We start from the raw sequence: 17,344 nt of genomic DNA on the forward strand, positions 1-17,344 counted from the left end.
GATGAAAACGAAAATCGCGAAGCATTTATTACAAATCAAAGCTGTCTCTTTAAAACCAGACGAACCATTTACATGGGCGAGCGGTATCAAATCACCGATTTACTGTGACAATCGCCTCACCTTGTCTTATCCTGAGGTCAGAGGGGACATTGCGGAAGGTTTAAAAGACTTGATTCTCACTCATTTTGAAGGAGCGGAAGTTGTCGCAGGTACAGCTACAGCTGGCATTCCTCATGCGGCATTAGCAGCTGATCGTCTGAACGTACCGATGTGTTATGTAAGAAGTAAACCAAAAGCACACGGAAAAGGAAATCAAATTGAAGGAGCCGTATCACCTGGCCAAAAGGTGGTTGTCGTAGAAGACCTCATCTCAACTGGAGGCAGCGTTCTTGAAGTTGTGGCTGCTCTAGAAGAAGAAGGCTGTGACGTACTCGGAGTTGTTGCGATCTTCACTTATGGACTGCCAAAAGCAACTGCGGCTTTTCAAGAGAAAAACATTCCCTATGTCACGCTGACAGACTATGACACACTGACAGAAGTGGCACTTGAGCTAAAAGCAATCGAGTCTTCTGCTATGAATAAACTAAAACGCTGGAGACAGGATCCTTCGTCTGAATCTTGGATGGAAGAAACGGTCTAAAAAGCTTGTTTTGTTTTAAAAAAAGCTGTGCTGCGCTGCACAGTTTTTTATTTGGTTAAAAATAGTAAAATAGACTCAAATTTAAATAAAAACTAATCCTATCAATAAAGTCGGGTTGACTTTTGTTTGAATTGTGTTAATATTTAATACAAATTAAAACTCTTATCCAGAGAGGTGGAGGGACTGGCCCGATGAAGCCCGGCAACCTGCGATTTGCAAGGTGCTACTTCCTGCAAAATGATTCTATTTTGAAAGATAAGGAAATCGTGAGCTTCCTCATCTTTCTTTCGGACTGAAAGAAAGTTTTTTTATTTTAACGGTGAGGAGGAAGAGGAGATGGAACTGAAACAAAACCAGGATGAGGACTTAGTGAAGCACATGCAAGAGCTGATTGGGGATATGAAATTCGGTTCAATTACGTTGATCGTTCAGGACGGTCAAGTGATTCAAGTGGAAAAAAATGAAAAAATCAGATTAAAGTAGTGCGGAGAATAGCAATAGAAGCAGTACTCCGGAAGGGGAGAAACAATGTTAACTTATGAAAATTGGCAAGAGCCGTCCATTACATTTCAAGAGGACGATTTGTATAAAGGGGCCCTATCTGTGCTGAAATGGGCGTACGGCCACTATGGTGATCAGCTCGTTTATGCATGCAGTTTTGGCATTGAGGGCATTGTCTTGATCGATCTTATTGCGAAAGTAAAAAAAGATGCAAGAATTGTCTTTTTAGATACAGGTCTGCATTTCAAGGAAACATACGACACCATTGATGCAGTTAGGGAAAGATATCCCGGGTTAGACATCGTGCTGAAAACACCTGAGCTGACGGTGGAAGAGCAGAATGAGCAGCATGGTGATAAATTATGGGAAACGAATCCTCAAAGCTGCTGCCATATGAGAAAGGTCATTCCATTGCAAGAGGCACTATCTGGCTATCCGGCATGGCTGTCTGGTTTAAGAAGAGAGCAGTCGCCTAAACGAGCAGGTACGAACTTCTTAAATAAGGATGAAAAATTCCAATCAGTCAAAGTATGTCCGCTCATCCACTGGACGTGGAAGGACATATGGAGATATGCGTCTAGAGAGGATCTTACTTATAATCCGCTGCATGACCAAGGATATCCGAGCATCGGGTGTGCACCGTGTACACAGCCGGCATTTACTGCTGATGATTTGCGTTCTGGAAGATGGTCAGGGACAGCAAAGACTGAGTGCGGATTACATGAGTAAGGGAGCATAATGTATGGAAATCGCCGCAATTTTATTTAGCTTATTCTTTGCTTTAAATATTGGCGCAAGCGGAGCAGCCGCTTCGATGGGCATCGCATATGGTTCAGGTGCGATCAAAAAGCCAATATACGCGCTCAGCGTTTGTGCGGTTGGAATATTAGCAGGTTCAGTGATTGGCGGCGGTGAGGTCGTCAAAACGATCAGCTCCGGGATTATGCCGGAATCTGTCATCACACTTGAAATTGTGTGTATCATCATTGGCTCGGCCGCATTATCACTTTTCATAGCGAATCTCTTGGCCATTCCTTTATCCACAAGTGAGGTCACGGTAGGAGCTGTGGTCGGTGTGGCAGCCGCATATAAAGTGCTGTATGTGAAATCGATCTTAGTCATTGTCTCTTTTTGGGTGATTATTCCGATTGTTGCCTTTGTTTTTACCTTTGCTGTTGTCAAAATCATCAGATTGTTCCCTAAACGGACGTTATCCAAAAAAGGTACATTGATCTTGTCTGTTGTTTTGATTATCAGTGGGTTTTTAGAAGCATTTTCAGCCGGCATGAACAATGTCGCCAATGCGGTCGGCCCGCTTGTCGCGTCAGGTGTTTTAACAGTCGGGCAAGGAACCCTTTACGGCGGAATCTTTGTGGCCATTGGGGCGCTGCTTCTAGGAAGAAGGGTACTAGAAACAAACGGAAAGAAAATTACACGCTATCAAACGGGTGAAGGCATTCTATTATCGAGCACCGGTGCAGGACTTGTCATCGTCAGCTCTATATTCGGACTCCCTGTTCCCCTTACTCAAATTACCTCCTCGTCCATTATTGGGCTAGGTATGGCAAAGGGTGGACCGAACATATTCCATAAACATGTTGTGAAAAAAATGCTGAAGGTATGGGTTGTGTCACCTTTCTTATCACTTAGTCTATCTTATTTGCTAGTAAGCCTTTTCTTAAAAGGAGACTATTACTCTATCTTTATCATGATGAGTGTACTGCTAGCTTCACTAGGTGCACTGAGTCTTATGAAGGCAGTTAAAAATGAGAGCAGCTCGATTCATGAACAGGGCGGCGGGATTTAAATATAAATCCGACTATTAACATCTAATAAATATGAACATTGAGAGGAAGATGAACAAATGAGTTTAACACCACATGGTGGCGTATTAATTAATCGAGTAAATGAAGAATTTGATCTAAGCACAGCTGCGAAAGAAATTGAGCTGGATGCCATCTCTTTTGCAGACCTTGAACTCATCGCAATTGGCGGGTATAGTCCAATTGAAGGGTTTTTAACGAAAGCTGATTATGAAGCAGTTGTCAGCAGTATGCGACTAGCAAGTGGTGTCGTTTGGTCTCTTCCGATTACTTTGCCTGTCACAAAGGAAAAAGCAGCGGAGATCAATCAAGGTGACATTGTTCGTCTATCGTATAATGGAACAGTATACGGGGTCATTGAGGTGGAAGATCAATACACACCTGATAAGGAAAAAGAAGCAGTGAATGTGTATAAAACAGATGACCGCAATCACCCAGGCGTGAAAAAATTATTTGAACGCGGTGATACGTATATTGGTGGTAAAATTACACTGACGAAACGCAGTGAAAAACCTTTCCCGCAATTTACGTATGAGCCAGAAGAAACAAGAAAACATTTTAAAGAAAACGGCTGGAAAACCATTGTCGGTTTCCAAACGAGAAACCCAGTCCATCGTGCGCATGAATACATTCAAAAGACAGCACTGGAAACAGTAGATGGTCTATTTCTAAATCCACTTGTTGGTGAAACAAAATCTGATGATATTCCAGCAGATGTAAGAATGAAAAGCTATCAAGTGTTACTGAACGGTTATTACCCGAAAGACCGCGTCTTTTTAGGTGTTTTTCCTGCTGCCATGCGTTATGCTGGACCAAAGGAAGCGATTTTTCATGCGCTTGTGCGTAAAAATTATGGCTGTACACATTTTATTGTCGGCAGAGATCATGCGGGTGTTGGTGATTATTACGGCACATACGAAGCGCAGGAGCTATTTGAACAATTTACAAGCGAAGAAATTGGAATTACACCATTAAAATTTGAGCACAGCTTTTACTGCAATACATGTGAAGCCATGGCAACACCAAAAACATGCCCACATGATAAAAGCGAACATGTCATTCTTTCAGGTACAAAGGTCAGAACGATGCTGAGAAATGGTGAATTACCACCGAGCACGTTCAGCCGAAAAGAAGTCATTGAAACATTAATCGAAGGATTAAAAACGACGGTATCTTAAAGGAGGATATGACATGAGCAACGAACATATCGTGTGGCATGATTCATCTATTACTAAAAAAGAATATCAACAGAAAAACAACCATACAAGCGGGATCATTTGGCTGACAGGTCTAAGCGGTTCAGGTAAATCGACGATCGCCAACGCAGCGGCTCGAGAGCTCTTTGAACAGGGGTACCAAGTGACAGTCCTTGACGGCGATAACGTACGCCATGGACTCAATAAAGACTTAGGCTTTTCAGATGACGACAGAAAAGAGAACATTCGGCGCATCGGTGAAGTGGCGAAATTATTTGTTGAGCAAGGAACGATTGTCATTACTGCTTTTATTTCACCATTTCAAGAAGACCGCCAAATCGTAAGACAGTTAGTCGAAGACGGAGAATTTCACGAAGTGTTTGTGAAATGTGATCTGAACGTGTGTGAAGAGCGTGATCCAAAGGGATTATATAAAAAAGCAAGAAACGGCGAAATTCCATTTTTCACGGGAATCGATTCACCATACGAAGAGCCAGCTGCGCCTGAGCTTGTTCTAGATACAGGTGAATTATCACGCGAGGAGTCAAAACAGCGGCTTGTTGAATATGTAAAAGGTAAAACGAAATAATCGCCTGATGGCAGGGGGAGAAAGCAAGATGGGGAAAGTATACATTGTTGGTGCCGGACCGGGTGATCCAGACTTAATTACGCTAAAGGCCCATAAGGCAATACAGCAGGCAGATGTCATTTTATATGATCGTCTTGTCAATCAAGAGATTCTTGCCCATGCCAAACCGGAGGCGGAGTTGATCTATTGCGGCAAACTGCCGAATCATCATACGATGAGACAGGAAGCGATTAATGAAGCGCTTGTTGCTTATGCGAAGGAAGGGAACATAGTCGTTCGTCTAAAAGGCGGTGATCCCTTTGTATTTGGCCGCGGCGGTGAAGAAATCGAATGCTTAGCTGAGCACGGTATTCCGTATGAAGTTGTCCCAGGGATTACTTCTGGCATTGCAGCCGCTGCTTATGCAGGCATTCCAGTCACGCACCGAGAATTCAGCTCAAATGTTGCGTTTGTAACAGGGCATTATCAAAAGGATGAACATTTTGAAGAAAAGTGGGAAGCGCTGGCGACGGGGATTGATACCCTTGTCATTTACATGGGCGTCAAAAACGTGGAAAGAGTCCAGCGGCTGCTTTTGAAAAATGGGCGGAATCCTGAAACCCCAGCTGCGTTTATTCACTGGGGAACGACCACAAGGCAAAACACGACTTGCTGCACGGTGGCGACACTATCTGAAACGGTTGAAAAAGAAGGGATCGAGCATCCGAGTTTAATCGTAGTAGGAGATGTCGTTCACTTTCATCAAAAGTTGAACTGGTTTGAACCAGCACTGATTGAGAAATGAAAACAAAGATGAAAAGACACGTGTGGACATCGTGTCTTTTCGTCTGAATAAAACTAAGGTCGCAAGGAGGAGTCAAATGAAACAAGCTGTCCTTTATGTTGGGCATGGAAGCAGGGTAAAAGAAGCACAGGATAAAGCCATTTCTTTTATGAAAAGCTGTATGCCGTTAGTGGAAGCAGATATCCAAGAAATTTGTTTTTTAGAGTTGACGGACCCTTCAATCGAAGAAGGGTTTGAGACTTGTGTACAAAAAGGAGCAACCCACATTGCGATCGTCCCGCTCCTCCTTTTAACTGCCATGCATGCCAAATCAGATATTCCAGATGAGATTGTGAAAGTACAAAAACGTTTCCCACAAGTGAAGGTGACATATGGAAGACCTATAGGCGTGAACCAAGAAGTCACGAAAGCGGTTATCGCAAGGATTGAAGAAGCTGGATACAAGGGAGAGCGTGCAAAAATTCTCTTAATTGGCCGTGGAAGCTCTGATCCAGATGTAAAGCGGGATGTGTTTGGCATTGCAGATGATGTCCGAAGCATGTTGCCTTGTGCAGAGGTTTTTCCGTGTTTTATTACAGCGTGTGAACCGAATTATCGTGTTGTCTTAGCACAGTTAACAGTAGATGACGATACGCCTGTCTATCTCGTGCCTTATCTTTTATTTACCGGCATTTTAATGAAAGAGATTGAGAGTGAAGCGAATCAGGCGAGAGAGCGGCTGCGAGATGTCCGTGTCTGCCGATATATTGGGTTTCATCCCCATGTAAAAGCAGCTTATATTGAACGTGTGCAGGAAACCATCTTAAACAAAGAGGATGCGTTTCGTTTTCAAGGAGAAAGCCATGCTTCCAGTTCATCTTGATCTAACCAATAAACATGTGCTGATTGCCGGCGGTGGAAGGGTTGCGGCTAGAAGGACGAGTGCGCTATGCATGGAGCCATGCAGCATAACCATTGTGAGCCCTGACATTTGTGATGAAATGGCGAATCTCATTGAGACATATCAGCTGACTTGGAAGAAAAAGAAAGTTGATGCGGAAGATGTAAAGGATGCATTTTTGATTGTCGCTGCTACAGACGACCCTTCAGTAAACGAGTGGATGACGCAATCAGCGCTTCCTCATCAGCTCGTCAACTGTGTGAGCCAGTCAGAGCTTGGCAATGTGATTGTGCCAAAGGTTGTGAGGGCAGGAAAAGTGACAATCTCCATATCTACGAGTGGTGCAAGCCCAGCCCGCACTAAACAGCTGGCTGCGGCCATTGAGACCTTGCTTGAACAAGAGAATGTAGATGCACTGGATGAGCTCTATATAGAAAGAAAAAAACGACAAAGAAAGAGCCGATAAAATCTCATCTAAAGATTTAATCGGCTCTTTTTTATTTTCTCAGCTTTAGGACAACATCCTCATCAGGCGTCACAAATAATGTTTGCTGCTGATCATACGTGACAAAGCCCGGTTTTGCTCCGTTTGGTTTTTTCACATGCCGGATTTTCGTATAATCGACAGGGACGGAGCTTGATTCTTTTGCCTTCGAGAAGTAGGCAGCAATTTGTGCCGCTTCAAGCAAGGTTTGTTCATCAGGCGCTTTGTGACGAATGACGACATGTGATCCAGGAATATCCTTTGTGTGCAGCCAAATGTCATCACGAGCTGCCGCCTTTGTGGTCAAATATTCGTTTTGCTTGTTGTTTTTTCCAACGAGAATCGGAACACCTTGAGAAGATTCATATGCTTCAAGCTGAATGGCCGATGACTTTTTCTTTTTGGCGTTGCGTTTTTGTTTGGGACGCAAATATTTTCCTTCCACCAGTTCTTCTCTTATTTCCTCTAAATCTTTTGGTGAGGCAGAGGACAGCTGCTGGATCAGCTCATCAAAATAAACAATTTCTTCATGTGTTCGTTCGATTTGTTCATTTACGGCCTCTACTGCATTTTTTGCCTTTTGGTATTTTGTAAAATACGCTTGTGCATTTTCAGAAGGGGTTTTGTTTGTTTTGAGCGGGATCGTGATCTCTCCGCCTTCTTCATCATAATAATTGATGACAGTCGCTTCTTTATCCCCTTTTTTAATTGCATATATATTGGCAGTAAGCAATTCACCATAAAGCTGGTACTTATGCGCATTTTGAGATTCTTCAAGCGTTCTTTTTAGTTTTTTTAGCTTGTTTTCATTTTTCTTTTTTTCATTCACAACAAAACGTTCAAGATCAGCCGCCTGCTGTTTGACTCTGTCTCTTTCAGCTTTTCCGAAATAAAAGCGGTCAAGCAGCTCGCTTAGAGAATCAAATGTCTTCATGTCACCATGGACGTGCTGAAGTTCTAATAAATAAAAATACTCTTTCCCGTCTTTTCTCGTGAGCTGAGGGGTAAAAGAATGCGCCTGAATGAGCTGAAACATCTCGAGCAATGTACTTGGAATCGTTTCCTGATTGGCAAGACCGGCCCTGTGGACAGCTTCCTTAGCAAACAGCGGAGAAACCCCGGAGAATGTATCGACAATTTGATTGGCAATTTTCCCTTCTTGAAAACGTAAATGCTTTAAAATATCTTCCTTCGTCACGTCAAAAGGATTCAGCTTTTGCTGTGCCGGCGGCAGAAGATATTGATGTCCGGGCAGCACCGTTCGATAGCTGTTCACAGATGGAGAAAGATGTTTCAGTCCGTCAATGATCTGCTCCGTTTCGTCCTCCACGAGAATTAAGTTGCTGTGCCTGCCCATAATTTCAATATACAGCTTACGGGTTTGTTCATCGCCAATTTCATTTCGGCTTCGCACGTGCAGCACGATCACCCGATCTAACCCAATTTGTTCAAAACGTTCAATGAACCCACCCTCAAGATGTTTTCTGAGAAGCATACAAAACATTGGCGGTTCGCTCGGATTATCATCATGGTGCTCAGTGAGCTGTACTCTTGCATAGCTCGGGTGAGCGGATAAAAGCAGCTTATGATTCTTCCCCTTTGACCGGATATGAAAAATCAGCTCATGCTTGTATGGCTGATGTATTTTCGAAATTCTTCCGCCAGTTAATGTTTCTTGCAATTCATTAGTCATACCGTATGTAAAAATGCCGTCAAATGACATGTTGGATACACCCTCTTCTTTCACACAAATCTACTGAAAGAACCTTACGTTTTCTCGTTCTTTAGGCAGTCTTATTATTATAGCATGATTTAGGACGAGTCTGAATAAACTGGCTTATAGAACACTGCATAAGAGAGAGAACAAAAGAGGAGTGGACGAGGTCAAATGAATTGGCATGAACTGAACCAAACCGATTTATTAAAAACAATGAATACATCGATAGGTGACGGACTGTCAGAAAAAGATGTGCAAAAGCGGCTTGAAAAGCATGGGCCAAATGAATTACAGGAAGGGAAAAAGGCGTCGGCGTTCGTTATTTTTTTAGCGCAATTTAAAGACTTTATGGTGTTAATCCTGCTTGCGGCAACGATTATTTCTGCCTTTTTAGGTGAATATATTGATGCTGTGGCGATTGTGGCGATTGTGCTGATAAATGGTGTGCTTGGCTTTTATCAGGAACGCCGTGCGGAAAAGTCCCTCCAAGCACTAAAGGAATTATCAACGCCTCATGTCTATGCAAGGAGAAACAATGAATGGGTCAAGATCCCGTCGAAGCACCTCGTGCCGGGAGATATTGTGAAATTTTCAAGTGGGGATCGAATTGGGGCAGATATCAGATTACTAGAAACAAAGAGTTTGGAAATCGAAGAATCTGCCCTCACTGGAGAGTCCATCCCAGCGGTCAAACATGCGAGTCCGCTCTCGCGAGATCATGTCTCACTTGGAGATTTGACGAACATGGCCTTTATGGGGACGCTTGTCACAAGAGGAAGCGGTGTAGGGGTTGTCATTGGTACAGGGATGAATACGGCGATGGGACAAATTGCCGGTATGCTGGATTCAGCAGGTAATATGGAAACACCGCTGCAAAGACGCCTTGAGCAGCTGGGGAAAATTTTAATTGTGGCTGCATTATTTTTAACTGTGCTTGTGGTTGTTCTTGGTGTGGTGCAAGGACATGATTTGTATCATATGTTCTTAGCGGGTGTATCTCTCGCTGTTGCTGCGATTCCAGAAGGACTGCCGGCGATCGTCACTGTCGCACTTTCCCTAGGTGTGCAGCGGATGATTAAACAAAAATCCATTGTCAGAAAGCTGCCGGCTGTGGAAACACTCGGCTGCGCCTCGATTATTTGCTCAGATAAAACAGGCACAATGACACAAAATAAAATGACAGTGACACATGTATGGGCAGAGGGGAAAACGTGGAATATTTCTGGCACTGGGTACGAGCCGTCAGGTGATTTTACCTTAAACGGAGAACTTGTCCATGTAGACAAACATCCAAGCCTGCAAAAGGTGCTATTATACGGAGCACTTTGTAATACATCGACCATTGTTGAAAAAGACGGTGAGATGAGACTTGATGGCGATCCGACAGAAGGAGCACTTCTAACCGCTGCGCGTAAAGCGGGTTTTACAGAGCAATTCATCGAAGCGGGATTTCGAGTGGTGGAGGAATTCCCTTTTGACTCTGAAAGAAAAATGATGTCAGTCGTCGTGGAAACGAATCAGAAGGAGCGGTATGTCATTGCCAAAGGGGCGCCAGATGTGCTGATGAACCGTTCAAGTCATATGATGCACGGCGGACGCACCGCCTCATTTTCAAAGGCCCACCGGCAAGAAACAGAAGCTGCCATTCAAGGTTTAGCAAGACAAGCGCTTAGAACCATTGCGATTGCATATAAAAAAGTAAGCCTGACAGAAAAAATCACATCTGTTCAGCAGGCAGAAACTGGCCTCACATTTATCGGTCTAGAGGGCATGATTGATCCACCTCGTCCTGAAGTGAGACGAGCGATTAAAGAATGCCGGGATGCTGGCATTAAAACAGTGATGATTACAGGCGATCACGTAGAAACGGCTAAAGCGATCGCTAAAGATTTAAGTCTCTTACCGAAGCAAGGAAAGGTGCTTGATGGAAAAGCTCTGGATCAGCTAAGCGACAAAGAGCTGGAGCAAACAGCAGAAGATGTGTACGTCTTTGCCCGTGTATCACCTGAGCATAAACTGAGAATTGTGAAGGCCTATCAAAAAAATGGCCATATTGTCGCGATGACAGGTGATGGGGTGAATGATGCGCCAGCGATTAAACAGGCGGATATCGGTATATCCATGGGGATTACCGGAACAGACGTTGCCAAAGAAGCTTCTTCTCTTATTTTGCTTGATGACAACTTTGCGACCATTAAATCCGCTATTAAAGAGGGCCGGAATATTTATGAAAACATTCGCAAATTTGTCCGCTATTTGCTGGCATCGAATGTGGGAGAGATTTTGGTCATGCTGTTTGCGATGCTTCTTGCGCTTCCATTGCCTCTCGTTCCAATTCAAATTTTGTGGGTAAACCTTGTCACAGACGGCTTGCCGGCTATGGCACTTGGAATGGATAAACCAGAAGGCGATGTCATGAAGAGAAAGCCGCGCAACATGAAAGAGGGGATTTTTGCAAGAGGGCTTGGCTGGAAGGTCATATCAAGAGGGTTTCTGATCGGGATTGCCACTTTGTTAGCCTTTATGTTTGTGTATCACCGTGATCCGAACAATCTTCAATATGCGCAGACGGTTGCATTCAGCACACTCGTTTTGGCGCAGCTCATTCATGTGTTTGACTGCCGCAGTGAACGGTCTATTTTTGAACGCAATCCATTCGGGAATATGTACTTGATCGGCGCCGTTGTGTCTTCCCTTCTGCTGATGCTTGTGGTCATTTATTATCCGCCGCTTCAGCCGATTTTCAAAACGGTGGCAGTCGCACCAGTCGATTGGCTTCTGATCATCGGTATGTCTGCATTGCCAACTTTTTTACTGGCAGGATCACTTTTGACAAGAAAAAAATAATTGGTTATGGTATAATTTTGAGGTAATAGTGTCTGCTATTACCTTTTTCATTTTATTAATATGAAAGAATTGGGTGTTTTCACATGATACGCAGTATGACGGGATTCGGCCAAGCGAGTAAAACGGATGGTGAACTGACAGTGTCAGTTGAGCTAAAATCGGTCAATCACCGTTTTAAAGAGGTTCATGCCCGTTTGCCGAGGCCGCTTTTATATTTCGAAGATACATTAAAAAAAATTATTCTTCGTCACGTGCAGCGCGGTCGAATTGAGCTGTTTGTTACGATTGAAGGCGGTAAACTTGCAAGCCGGTCTTTGCAGATTGACTGGCCGCTGCTTGATGAATATATGAAAGCCGCAAAAGACCTTGAGGACCGCTATCATATTTCAGGTATTCAGCATGCACATGACTTACTGAAGCTGGAACAGGCTGTTCAGGTGGAAGAGTCAGTCAGCCGTAATGAGCAGCTGGAGCATTTGCTGATAGACACTTGTGAAGAAGCTGTCAAGGAGCTTTGCTTTATGAGAGAGCAGGAGGGAACATCACTTCAAAAAGACTGTGAACTCAGGCTGTCTGAACTCGAGGCATTTACAGAAGAAATCAAAGTGTTTGCACCAGAGGTTGTGAGTCAGTACAAAGAACGATTGAATCAAAGATTGCAAGAATGGATCGGAGAGGCGCTTGAAGAGAGCAGACTGACCACAGAGGCGGCCATTTTTGCTGATCGCTGTGACATTACAGAAGAGATTACCAGGCTGAAAAGTCATTTTCAGCAGTTCCAGCAAATTTTGACGCAAGGTGGCGCTGCCGGACGAAAGCTTGACTTTCTTGTACAGGAGCTCAACCGTGAAGTGAACACGATTGGATCAAAAGCAAACCATCACCATTTAACAAAGCTGGTGGTTGAAATGAAAAGCGCTATTGAAAAAATAAAAGAACAAGTGCAAAATATAGAATAGTCATTGTGTATGCTGTTTACAGTGCGTCTCTTTCGGCGAGACTAGAGACGTTTATATTACAGGGGGACGAAAGAAGATGACCATAAAGTTGATCAATATCGGATTTGGAAACATCATTTCAGCGAATCGGATGATTTCGATCGTCAGTCCGGAATCAGCACCGATTAAACGAATGATACAAGACGCAAGAGATCGAGGCATGCTCATTGATGCGACATACGGAAGAAGAACCCGTGCTGTTGTCATTATGGACAGTGACCATGTCATCTTATCTGCCGTTCAGCCTGAGACTGTCGCGCAAAGACTTTCTGTAAAAGAAGAAATCATAGATGAAGGGCAGGGGTAATACGCCATTATGAAAGAAAGAGGACTTTTAATCGTTCTCTCTGGACCTTCGGGAGTTGGAAAAGGAACGGTCAGACAAGCCATTTTCTCCCAGGAAGATACGAAATTTGAATACTCTATTTCTGTGACAACCCGCAAACCGCGTGAAGGTGAAAGAAATGGTGTTGATTATTTCTTTAAAACCAGGGAAGAATTTGAACATATGATTGAAAACAAAAAGCTGTTAGAATGGGCAGAATATGTCGGGAATTACTACGGCACGCCTGTTGACTATGTAGAACAAACATTGAGCGAAGGAAAAGATGTTTTCCTTGAAATCGAAGTGCAAGGTGCACTTCAAGTAAGAGAAGCATTCCCGGAAGGTCTCTTTATTTTCCTTGCACCGCCAAGTCTTTCAGAACTTCAAAACCGCATTATTACACGCGGGACAGAATCTGAGGATCTCATCCGTAACCGAATGGCTGCTGCAAAAGAAGAAATTGAAATGATGGATGCTTATGACTATGTCGTTGAAAACGACGATGTCGAGCTTGCATGTGAAAGAATTAAAGCGATCGTCCTTGCAGAGCACCTGCGAAGAGACAGAGTCGCACCAAGATATAAAAAAATGCTGGGGGTAGAATAAACCATGTTAGATCCTTCAATTGACTCATTGATGAACAAACTTGACTCAAAATATACACTTGTCACAGTGTCTGCACGCCGTGCACGTGAAATGCAAATCCATCAAGATCAACAAATCGAAAACACAAAATCCTATAAATTTGTAGGGAAAGCTCTTGAAGAAATCGATGCTGGTCTTTTGACATTTGAAAAAGAAGAGCAAGAATAACATCGCTTCTGCCATGCAGATACGATACGTTCAAAAAAGTCAAAACTATGATTGGTTTTGACTTTTTTGAATTGTAGACGAATTTGTGAAAAAGGCCGTTAAGGGGGACAAACAAATGTTACAGTCGAAAAATATTTTACTCGGCGTCAGCGGAGGAATCGCCGTATATAAAGCAGCTGCACTCACTAGTAAACTCGTACAGGCAGGCGCAAACGTAAGAGTGATTATGACAGAATCTGCCCGTGAGTTTGTGTCTCCGCTCACCTTCCAAGCCCTATCTCGGCATGAGGTGTATGTGGATACATTTAAAGAAAACAATCCAAAAGTCATTGCGCATATTGATGTAGCTGACTGGGCCGATCTCATTCTTGTTGCCCCTGCAACAGCACATACCATTGGTAAAATGGCCGCAGGACTTGCTGATGATATGCTCACAACCACCTTGCTTGCTTCAACAGCTCCTGTATGGGTTGCACCGGCTATGAATGTGCACATGTATGACCATCCAGCTGTCAAGCGGAACATCCGCACTTTATATGAAGACGGCTACCGGTTTATAGAGCCAAGTGAAGGCTATTTAGCATGTGGCTACATTGGAAAAGGACGCTTAGAGGAGCCTGAAAAAATTGTTGAACACATCCGTGCGTTTTTTGATGAGCCAGCCAGCTTGCCGCTTTCAGGTAAAAAAGTCGTGGTCACAGCTGGCCCTACACGAGAAGTGATCGACCCTGTTCGTTTCCTTTCAAATCGATCTTCTGGGAAAATGGGCTATGCCATTGCAGAAGCTGCCGAGCAAATGGGGGCTGATGTCACGCTCATTTCAGGACCTGTTTCGTTAACTGCGCCTGAGCATGTGGATGTGGTGCAAGTGGAATCGGCTGAGGAGATGTATCAAGCAGCGTTAGAGGTGTACGAGAAAGCAGATATAGTGATTAAATCAGCAGCCGTTGCCGATTATACGCCTGTCACGACGTATTCTCATAAAATGAAAAAACAAGACGGTGAACTAGCGGTTGAATTTAAGCGGACGAAAGATATTTTAAAAGAGCTTGGGAAAAGAAAAGAACATCAGGTGCTAGTCGGCTTTGCAGCTGAGACGCAGGATGTAGAATATTATGCGAAAAAGAAAATCGAATCCAAGCATTTAGATATGATTGTCGCGAACAATGTTGCAGCAGAGGGCGCAGGCTTTGGCACAGATACAAATGTCGCAGCATTGATCAAAGCAGACGGAACAAAAAAAGAGCTGCCAATGATGAGCAAAAAAGACCTTGCCTTTGAAATCTTACAGGAGGCAAAGCAACTGCTGCCAAAAGAGCGTGATCGAGCATGATTGCTGAAGTGATCGTCGATGTCACAACGAAAGCCATTGACAGGCCATTTGACTATCGTGTGCCAGACCGCTTTAAAGGCCTTGTCAAGGCTGGTATGAGGGTAGTGGTTCCTTTTGGCCCAAGGAAGATTCAAGGGTTTGTGACAAAAATCAAAGAAGAAACAGACGTACAGTCAGGAAACATCAAGGACATTGTCGATTTATTTGATTTATCTCCTGTTCTGACAGATGAGCTATTGGAGCTTTCCCACTGGCTGACGGAAAAAACATTGTCCTATCATATTACGGCGCTTCAATCGATGCTCCCAGCAGCGATGAAAGCCAAATATGAAAAAGAAATTCAGGTGTTATCAGCTGAGGAACTTCCGCAGTCATTGAAAGAGCTTTTCGGTCAGCAAGAGAGCATCCTTTACGCTGACATTCCGCCTGAACAGCTGAAGCCTATTCAAAAGCATGTCCAAAAAGGCCATCTAGAAGTCAGATATCACGTCTCACAAAAATCCGGAAAGAAAAAGGTGCGGACACTTCAGATAGCAGTTACGAAAGAAAAACTTGAAGAAAAACAGAAGCAGTTAAAGAAAAATGCGGTGAAACAGAAGGCGCTGCTTACCTTTTTATTTCAAGCGAATGAAACGACGTTTTTAGCAAAAGATTTGCAGCAACAAACAGGTGCTAGTTCTCAAACGATAAAAGCCTTGATTCAAGAAGGTCTGTTAACAGAAAGCTATGAAGAGATTTATCGAGATCCTTATCGGGATAGGGAGTTTACACCATCTACTCCTCTTGATCTCACAACAGAGCAAGCAGAAGCGGCAAAACCCATTCATCAAGCAGTGAGCGATGACAAACATGAAACGTTTTTACTGCACGGAGTCACAGGAAGCGGTAAAACCGAAATTTATTTACAGACGATTGATCATGTCCTCCAAAAGGGAAAAGAAGCGATCGTCCTAGTTCCTGAAATTTCATTAACGCCTCAAATGGTCCAGCGTTTTAAAGAGCGCTTCGGGTCCAATGTGGCTGTCCTTCATAGCGGCTTATCGACTGGGGAAAAATACGATGAATGGCGGAAAATCCACCGCAAGGAAGTCAAGCTTGTCGTTGGCGCAAGATCGGCTGTTTTTGCCCCGTTTGAGAATCTAGGAATGATCATTATAGATGAAGAACACGAATCGTCATATAAACAAGAAGAAATGCCTCGGTATCATGCGAAAGATGTGGCCATTGAACGAGCAGGGCGGCACCAATGTCCGGTTGTATTAGGCAGTGCAACGCCTTCACTTGAGTCATATGCTCGTGCGAAAAAGGGTGTGTATACACTGCTGACGCTCAAACGGCGCGTCAATCAGCAGCAGCTGCCGCACGTTTCGTTAATTGATATGAGAGAAGAATTAAGAAACGGCAACCGCTCCATGTTCTCAGAAGAATTAATGCTCAGGTTAAAAGAAGTACTTGAAAGGAAAGAGCAGGCGGTTTTATTTCTCAATAAAAGAGGTTATTCATCCTTTGTGATGTGCCGAGATTGCGGATATGTGGAACAATGTCCTCATTGTGAGATCTCTCTCACTTATCACCGCTTTCAAAAACGGCTGAAGTGCCATTACTGCGGTCACGAAGCTCCTGTACCTGCAGAATGTCCAGAATGCCATAGTGAGCATATTCGCTATTTTGGTACAGGCACGCAGCGTGTGGAAGAAGAGCTGACGAAGGTATTACCAGAAGCAAGGGTCATCCGAATGGATGTAGATACAACCTCTCGAAAAGGTGCGCACGAAAAGCTTCTCACGTCCTTTGGCAACAAAGAAGCGGATATACTGCTTGGGACGCAAATGATTGCAAAAGGCTTAGACTTCCCAGATGTTACACTTGTCGGTGTCCTTAGTGCGGATACGTCTCTTCATATCCCTGATTTTCGTTCAAGTGAAAAAACGTTTCAGCTTCTTACACAAGTAAGCGGACGTGCGGGACGTCATGAAAAAGCGGGGTCAGTCATTATTCAATCATATACACCTTCGCATTATAGTATTGAATTAACCAAACAGCATGATTATGAAGCCTTTTATGAGCAGGAGATGTTGCACCGTCGTCATCAGTCCTATCCGCCATTTTATTTTTTGGCGATGGTGACTGTATCACATGAAGAAGTGACAAAGGCAGCGCATGTCACGGACAAAATTGTTCAGTTCCTGAAAATGAATTGTGCACCGAATACAAGAATTCTCGGTCCTGCTGCTTCTCCAATCGCTAAGATCAAAGATAGATATCGATATCAATGCGTGATAAAATACAAAAGGGAAAATGAACTGGCAAGTTTATTACGAAAAATACAAGATCATTATCAAAAAGAAATGGAACAAAAACAGTTGATGATATCAATCGATATGAATCCATATATGATGATGTAAAACGGAGGT

Annotated in this window: 17 protein-coding genes and 1 riboswitch; of the genes, 16 read left to right on the plus strand and 1 reads right to left on the minus strand. The window is 43.6% G+C overall.

The window, feature by feature from the left end:
• The first annotated feature begins 1 nt into the window (after window position 1).
• From pyrE to ID12_RS12295, 9 genes are all read left to right on the plus strand, one after another.
• Window positions 2-640 (plus strand): orotate phosphoribosyltransferase, encoded by a 639-nt coding sequence (gene pyrE, locus ID12_RS12260; protein WP_017367212.1) that lies wholly within the window; start codon window positions 2-4, stop codon window positions 638-640.
• Window positions 641-799: 159 nt separating this feature from the next.
• Window positions 800-902: riboswitch (SAM riboswitch) on the plus strand.
• Window positions 903-976: 74 nt separating this feature from the next.
• On the plus strand, window positions 977-1,123 hold the full coding sequence (locus ID12_RS18995) for a YezD family protein (protein WP_008344920.1): 147 nt from the start codon (window positions 977-979) through the stop codon (window positions 1,121-1,123).
• Window positions 1,124-1,168: 45 nt separating this feature from the next.
• Complete coding sequence (locus ID12_RS12265; RefSeq protein ID WP_007499702.1) at window positions 1,169-1,870, plus strand: phosphoadenylyl-sulfate reductase; 702 nt, start codon at window positions 1,169-1,171, stop codon at window positions 1,868-1,870.
• Between the two features lie 13 nt (window positions 1,871-1,883).
• Window positions 1,884-2,948, plus strand: coding sequence for a sulfate permease (locus tag ID12_RS12270; protein WP_050827247.1), 1,065 nt, complete (start codon window positions 1,884-1,886; stop codon window positions 2,946-2,948).
• A 57-nt stretch (window positions 2,949-3,005) separates the two neighbouring features.
• Window positions 3,006-4,142, plus strand: a complete 1,137-nt coding sequence (sat, locus tag ID12_RS12275; RefSeq protein ID WP_008344912.1) for a sulfate adenylyltransferase — start codon at window positions 3,006-3,008, stop codon at window positions 4,140-4,142.
• 13 nt (window positions 4,143-4,155) lie between these two features.
• A complete protein-coding gene (cysC, locus tag ID12_RS12280) occupies window positions 4,156-4,749 on the plus strand; it encodes an adenylyl-sulfate kinase (RefSeq protein ID WP_007499696.1) in 594 nt (197 codons plus the stop codon).
• Window positions 4,750-4,777: 28 nt separating this feature from the next.
• Complete coding sequence (gene cobA, locus ID12_RS12285; protein ID WP_050827248.1) at window positions 4,778-5,533, plus strand: uroporphyrinogen-III C-methyltransferase; 756 nt, start codon at window positions 4,778-4,780, stop codon at window positions 5,531-5,533.
• A gap of 43 nt (window positions 5,534-5,576) precedes the next feature.
• Complete coding sequence (locus ID12_RS12290) at window positions 5,577-6,395, plus strand: sirohydrochlorin chelatase (RefSeq protein ID WP_336884876.1); 819 nt, start codon at window positions 5,577-5,579, stop codon at window positions 6,393-6,395.
• Window positions 6,376-6,879 carry a precorrin-2 dehydrogenase/sirohydrochlorin ferrochelatase family protein gene (locus tag ID12_RS12295; protein WP_050827250.1) on the plus strand — a complete coding sequence of 168 codons (504 nt, stop codon included), beginning with the start codon at window positions 6,376-6,378 and terminating at the stop codon, window positions 6,877-6,879. Before ID12_RS12290 ends, ID12_RS12295 begins: the two co-directional genes overlap by 20 nt.
• Window positions 6,880-6,910: 31 nt before the next feature.
• Here the strand turns inward: ID12_RS12295 and ID12_RS12300 are convergent, their stop codons facing one another.
• A complete protein-coding gene (locus ID12_RS12300; protein ID WP_050827251.1) occupies window positions 6,911-8,620 on the minus strand; it encodes an Rqc2 family fibronectin-binding protein in 1,710 nt (569 codons plus the stop codon).
• A gap of 165 nt (window positions 8,621-8,785) precedes the next feature.
• Between ID12_RS12300 and ID12_RS12305 the strand changes: the two genes are divergently transcribed.
• The 7 genes from ID12_RS12305 (at window position 8,786) to priA (ending at window position 17,335) form a co-directional block, all read left to right on the plus strand.
• Complete coding sequence (locus ID12_RS12305; RefSeq protein ID WP_007499684.1) at window positions 8,786-11,461, plus strand: calcium-translocating P-type ATPase, SERCA-type; 2,676 nt, start codon at window positions 8,786-8,788, stop codon at window positions 11,459-11,461.
• Between the two features lie 83 nt (window positions 11,462-11,544).
• Window positions 11,545-12,420 (plus strand): YicC/YloC family endoribonuclease, encoded by an 876-nt coding sequence (locus ID12_RS12310; protein ID WP_007499682.1) that lies wholly within the window; start codon window positions 11,545-11,547, stop codon window positions 12,418-12,420.
• Window positions 12,421-12,496: 76 nt separating this feature from the next.
• Window positions 12,497-12,766 (plus strand): extracellular matrix/biofilm regulator RemA, encoded by a 270-nt coding sequence (gene remA / locus ID12_RS12315; protein WP_008344898.1) that lies wholly within the window; start codon window positions 12,497-12,499, stop codon window positions 12,764-12,766.
• A gap of 9 nt (window positions 12,767-12,775) precedes the next feature.
• Window positions 12,776-13,390: a guanylate kinase gene (gmk, locus tag ID12_RS12320; protein ID WP_007499680.1), complete on the plus strand. Its 615-nt coding sequence runs from the start codon at window positions 12,776-12,778 to the stop codon at window positions 13,388-13,390.
• A 3-nt stretch (window positions 13,391-13,393) separates the two neighbouring features.
• Window positions 13,394-13,597 (plus strand): DNA-directed RNA polymerase subunit omega, encoded by a 204-nt coding sequence (gene rpoZ, locus ID12_RS12325; RefSeq protein ID WP_008344896.1) that lies wholly within the window; start codon window positions 13,394-13,396, stop codon window positions 13,595-13,597.
• A gap of 115 nt (window positions 13,598-13,712) precedes the next feature.
• Window positions 13,713-14,930, plus strand: a complete 1,218-nt coding sequence (gene coaBC, locus ID12_RS12330) for a bifunctional phosphopantothenoylcysteine decarboxylase/phosphopantothenate--cysteine ligase CoaBC (RefSeq protein WP_008344895.1) — start codon at window positions 13,713-13,715, stop codon at window positions 14,928-14,930.
• Entirely contained in the window at window positions 14,927-17,335 is a 2,409-nt protein-coding gene (priA, locus tag ID12_RS12335; RefSeq protein ID WP_050827252.1) for a primosomal protein N', read from the plus strand. The genes coaBC and priA overlap by 4 nt, the downstream gene beginning before the upstream one ends.
• Window positions 17,336-17,344 lie beyond the last annotated feature (9 nt).

Source organism: Bacillus altitudinis (assembly GCF_001191605.1).
Lineage (GTDB): Bacteria > Bacillota > Bacilli > Bacillales > Bacillaceae > Bacillus > Bacillus altitudinis.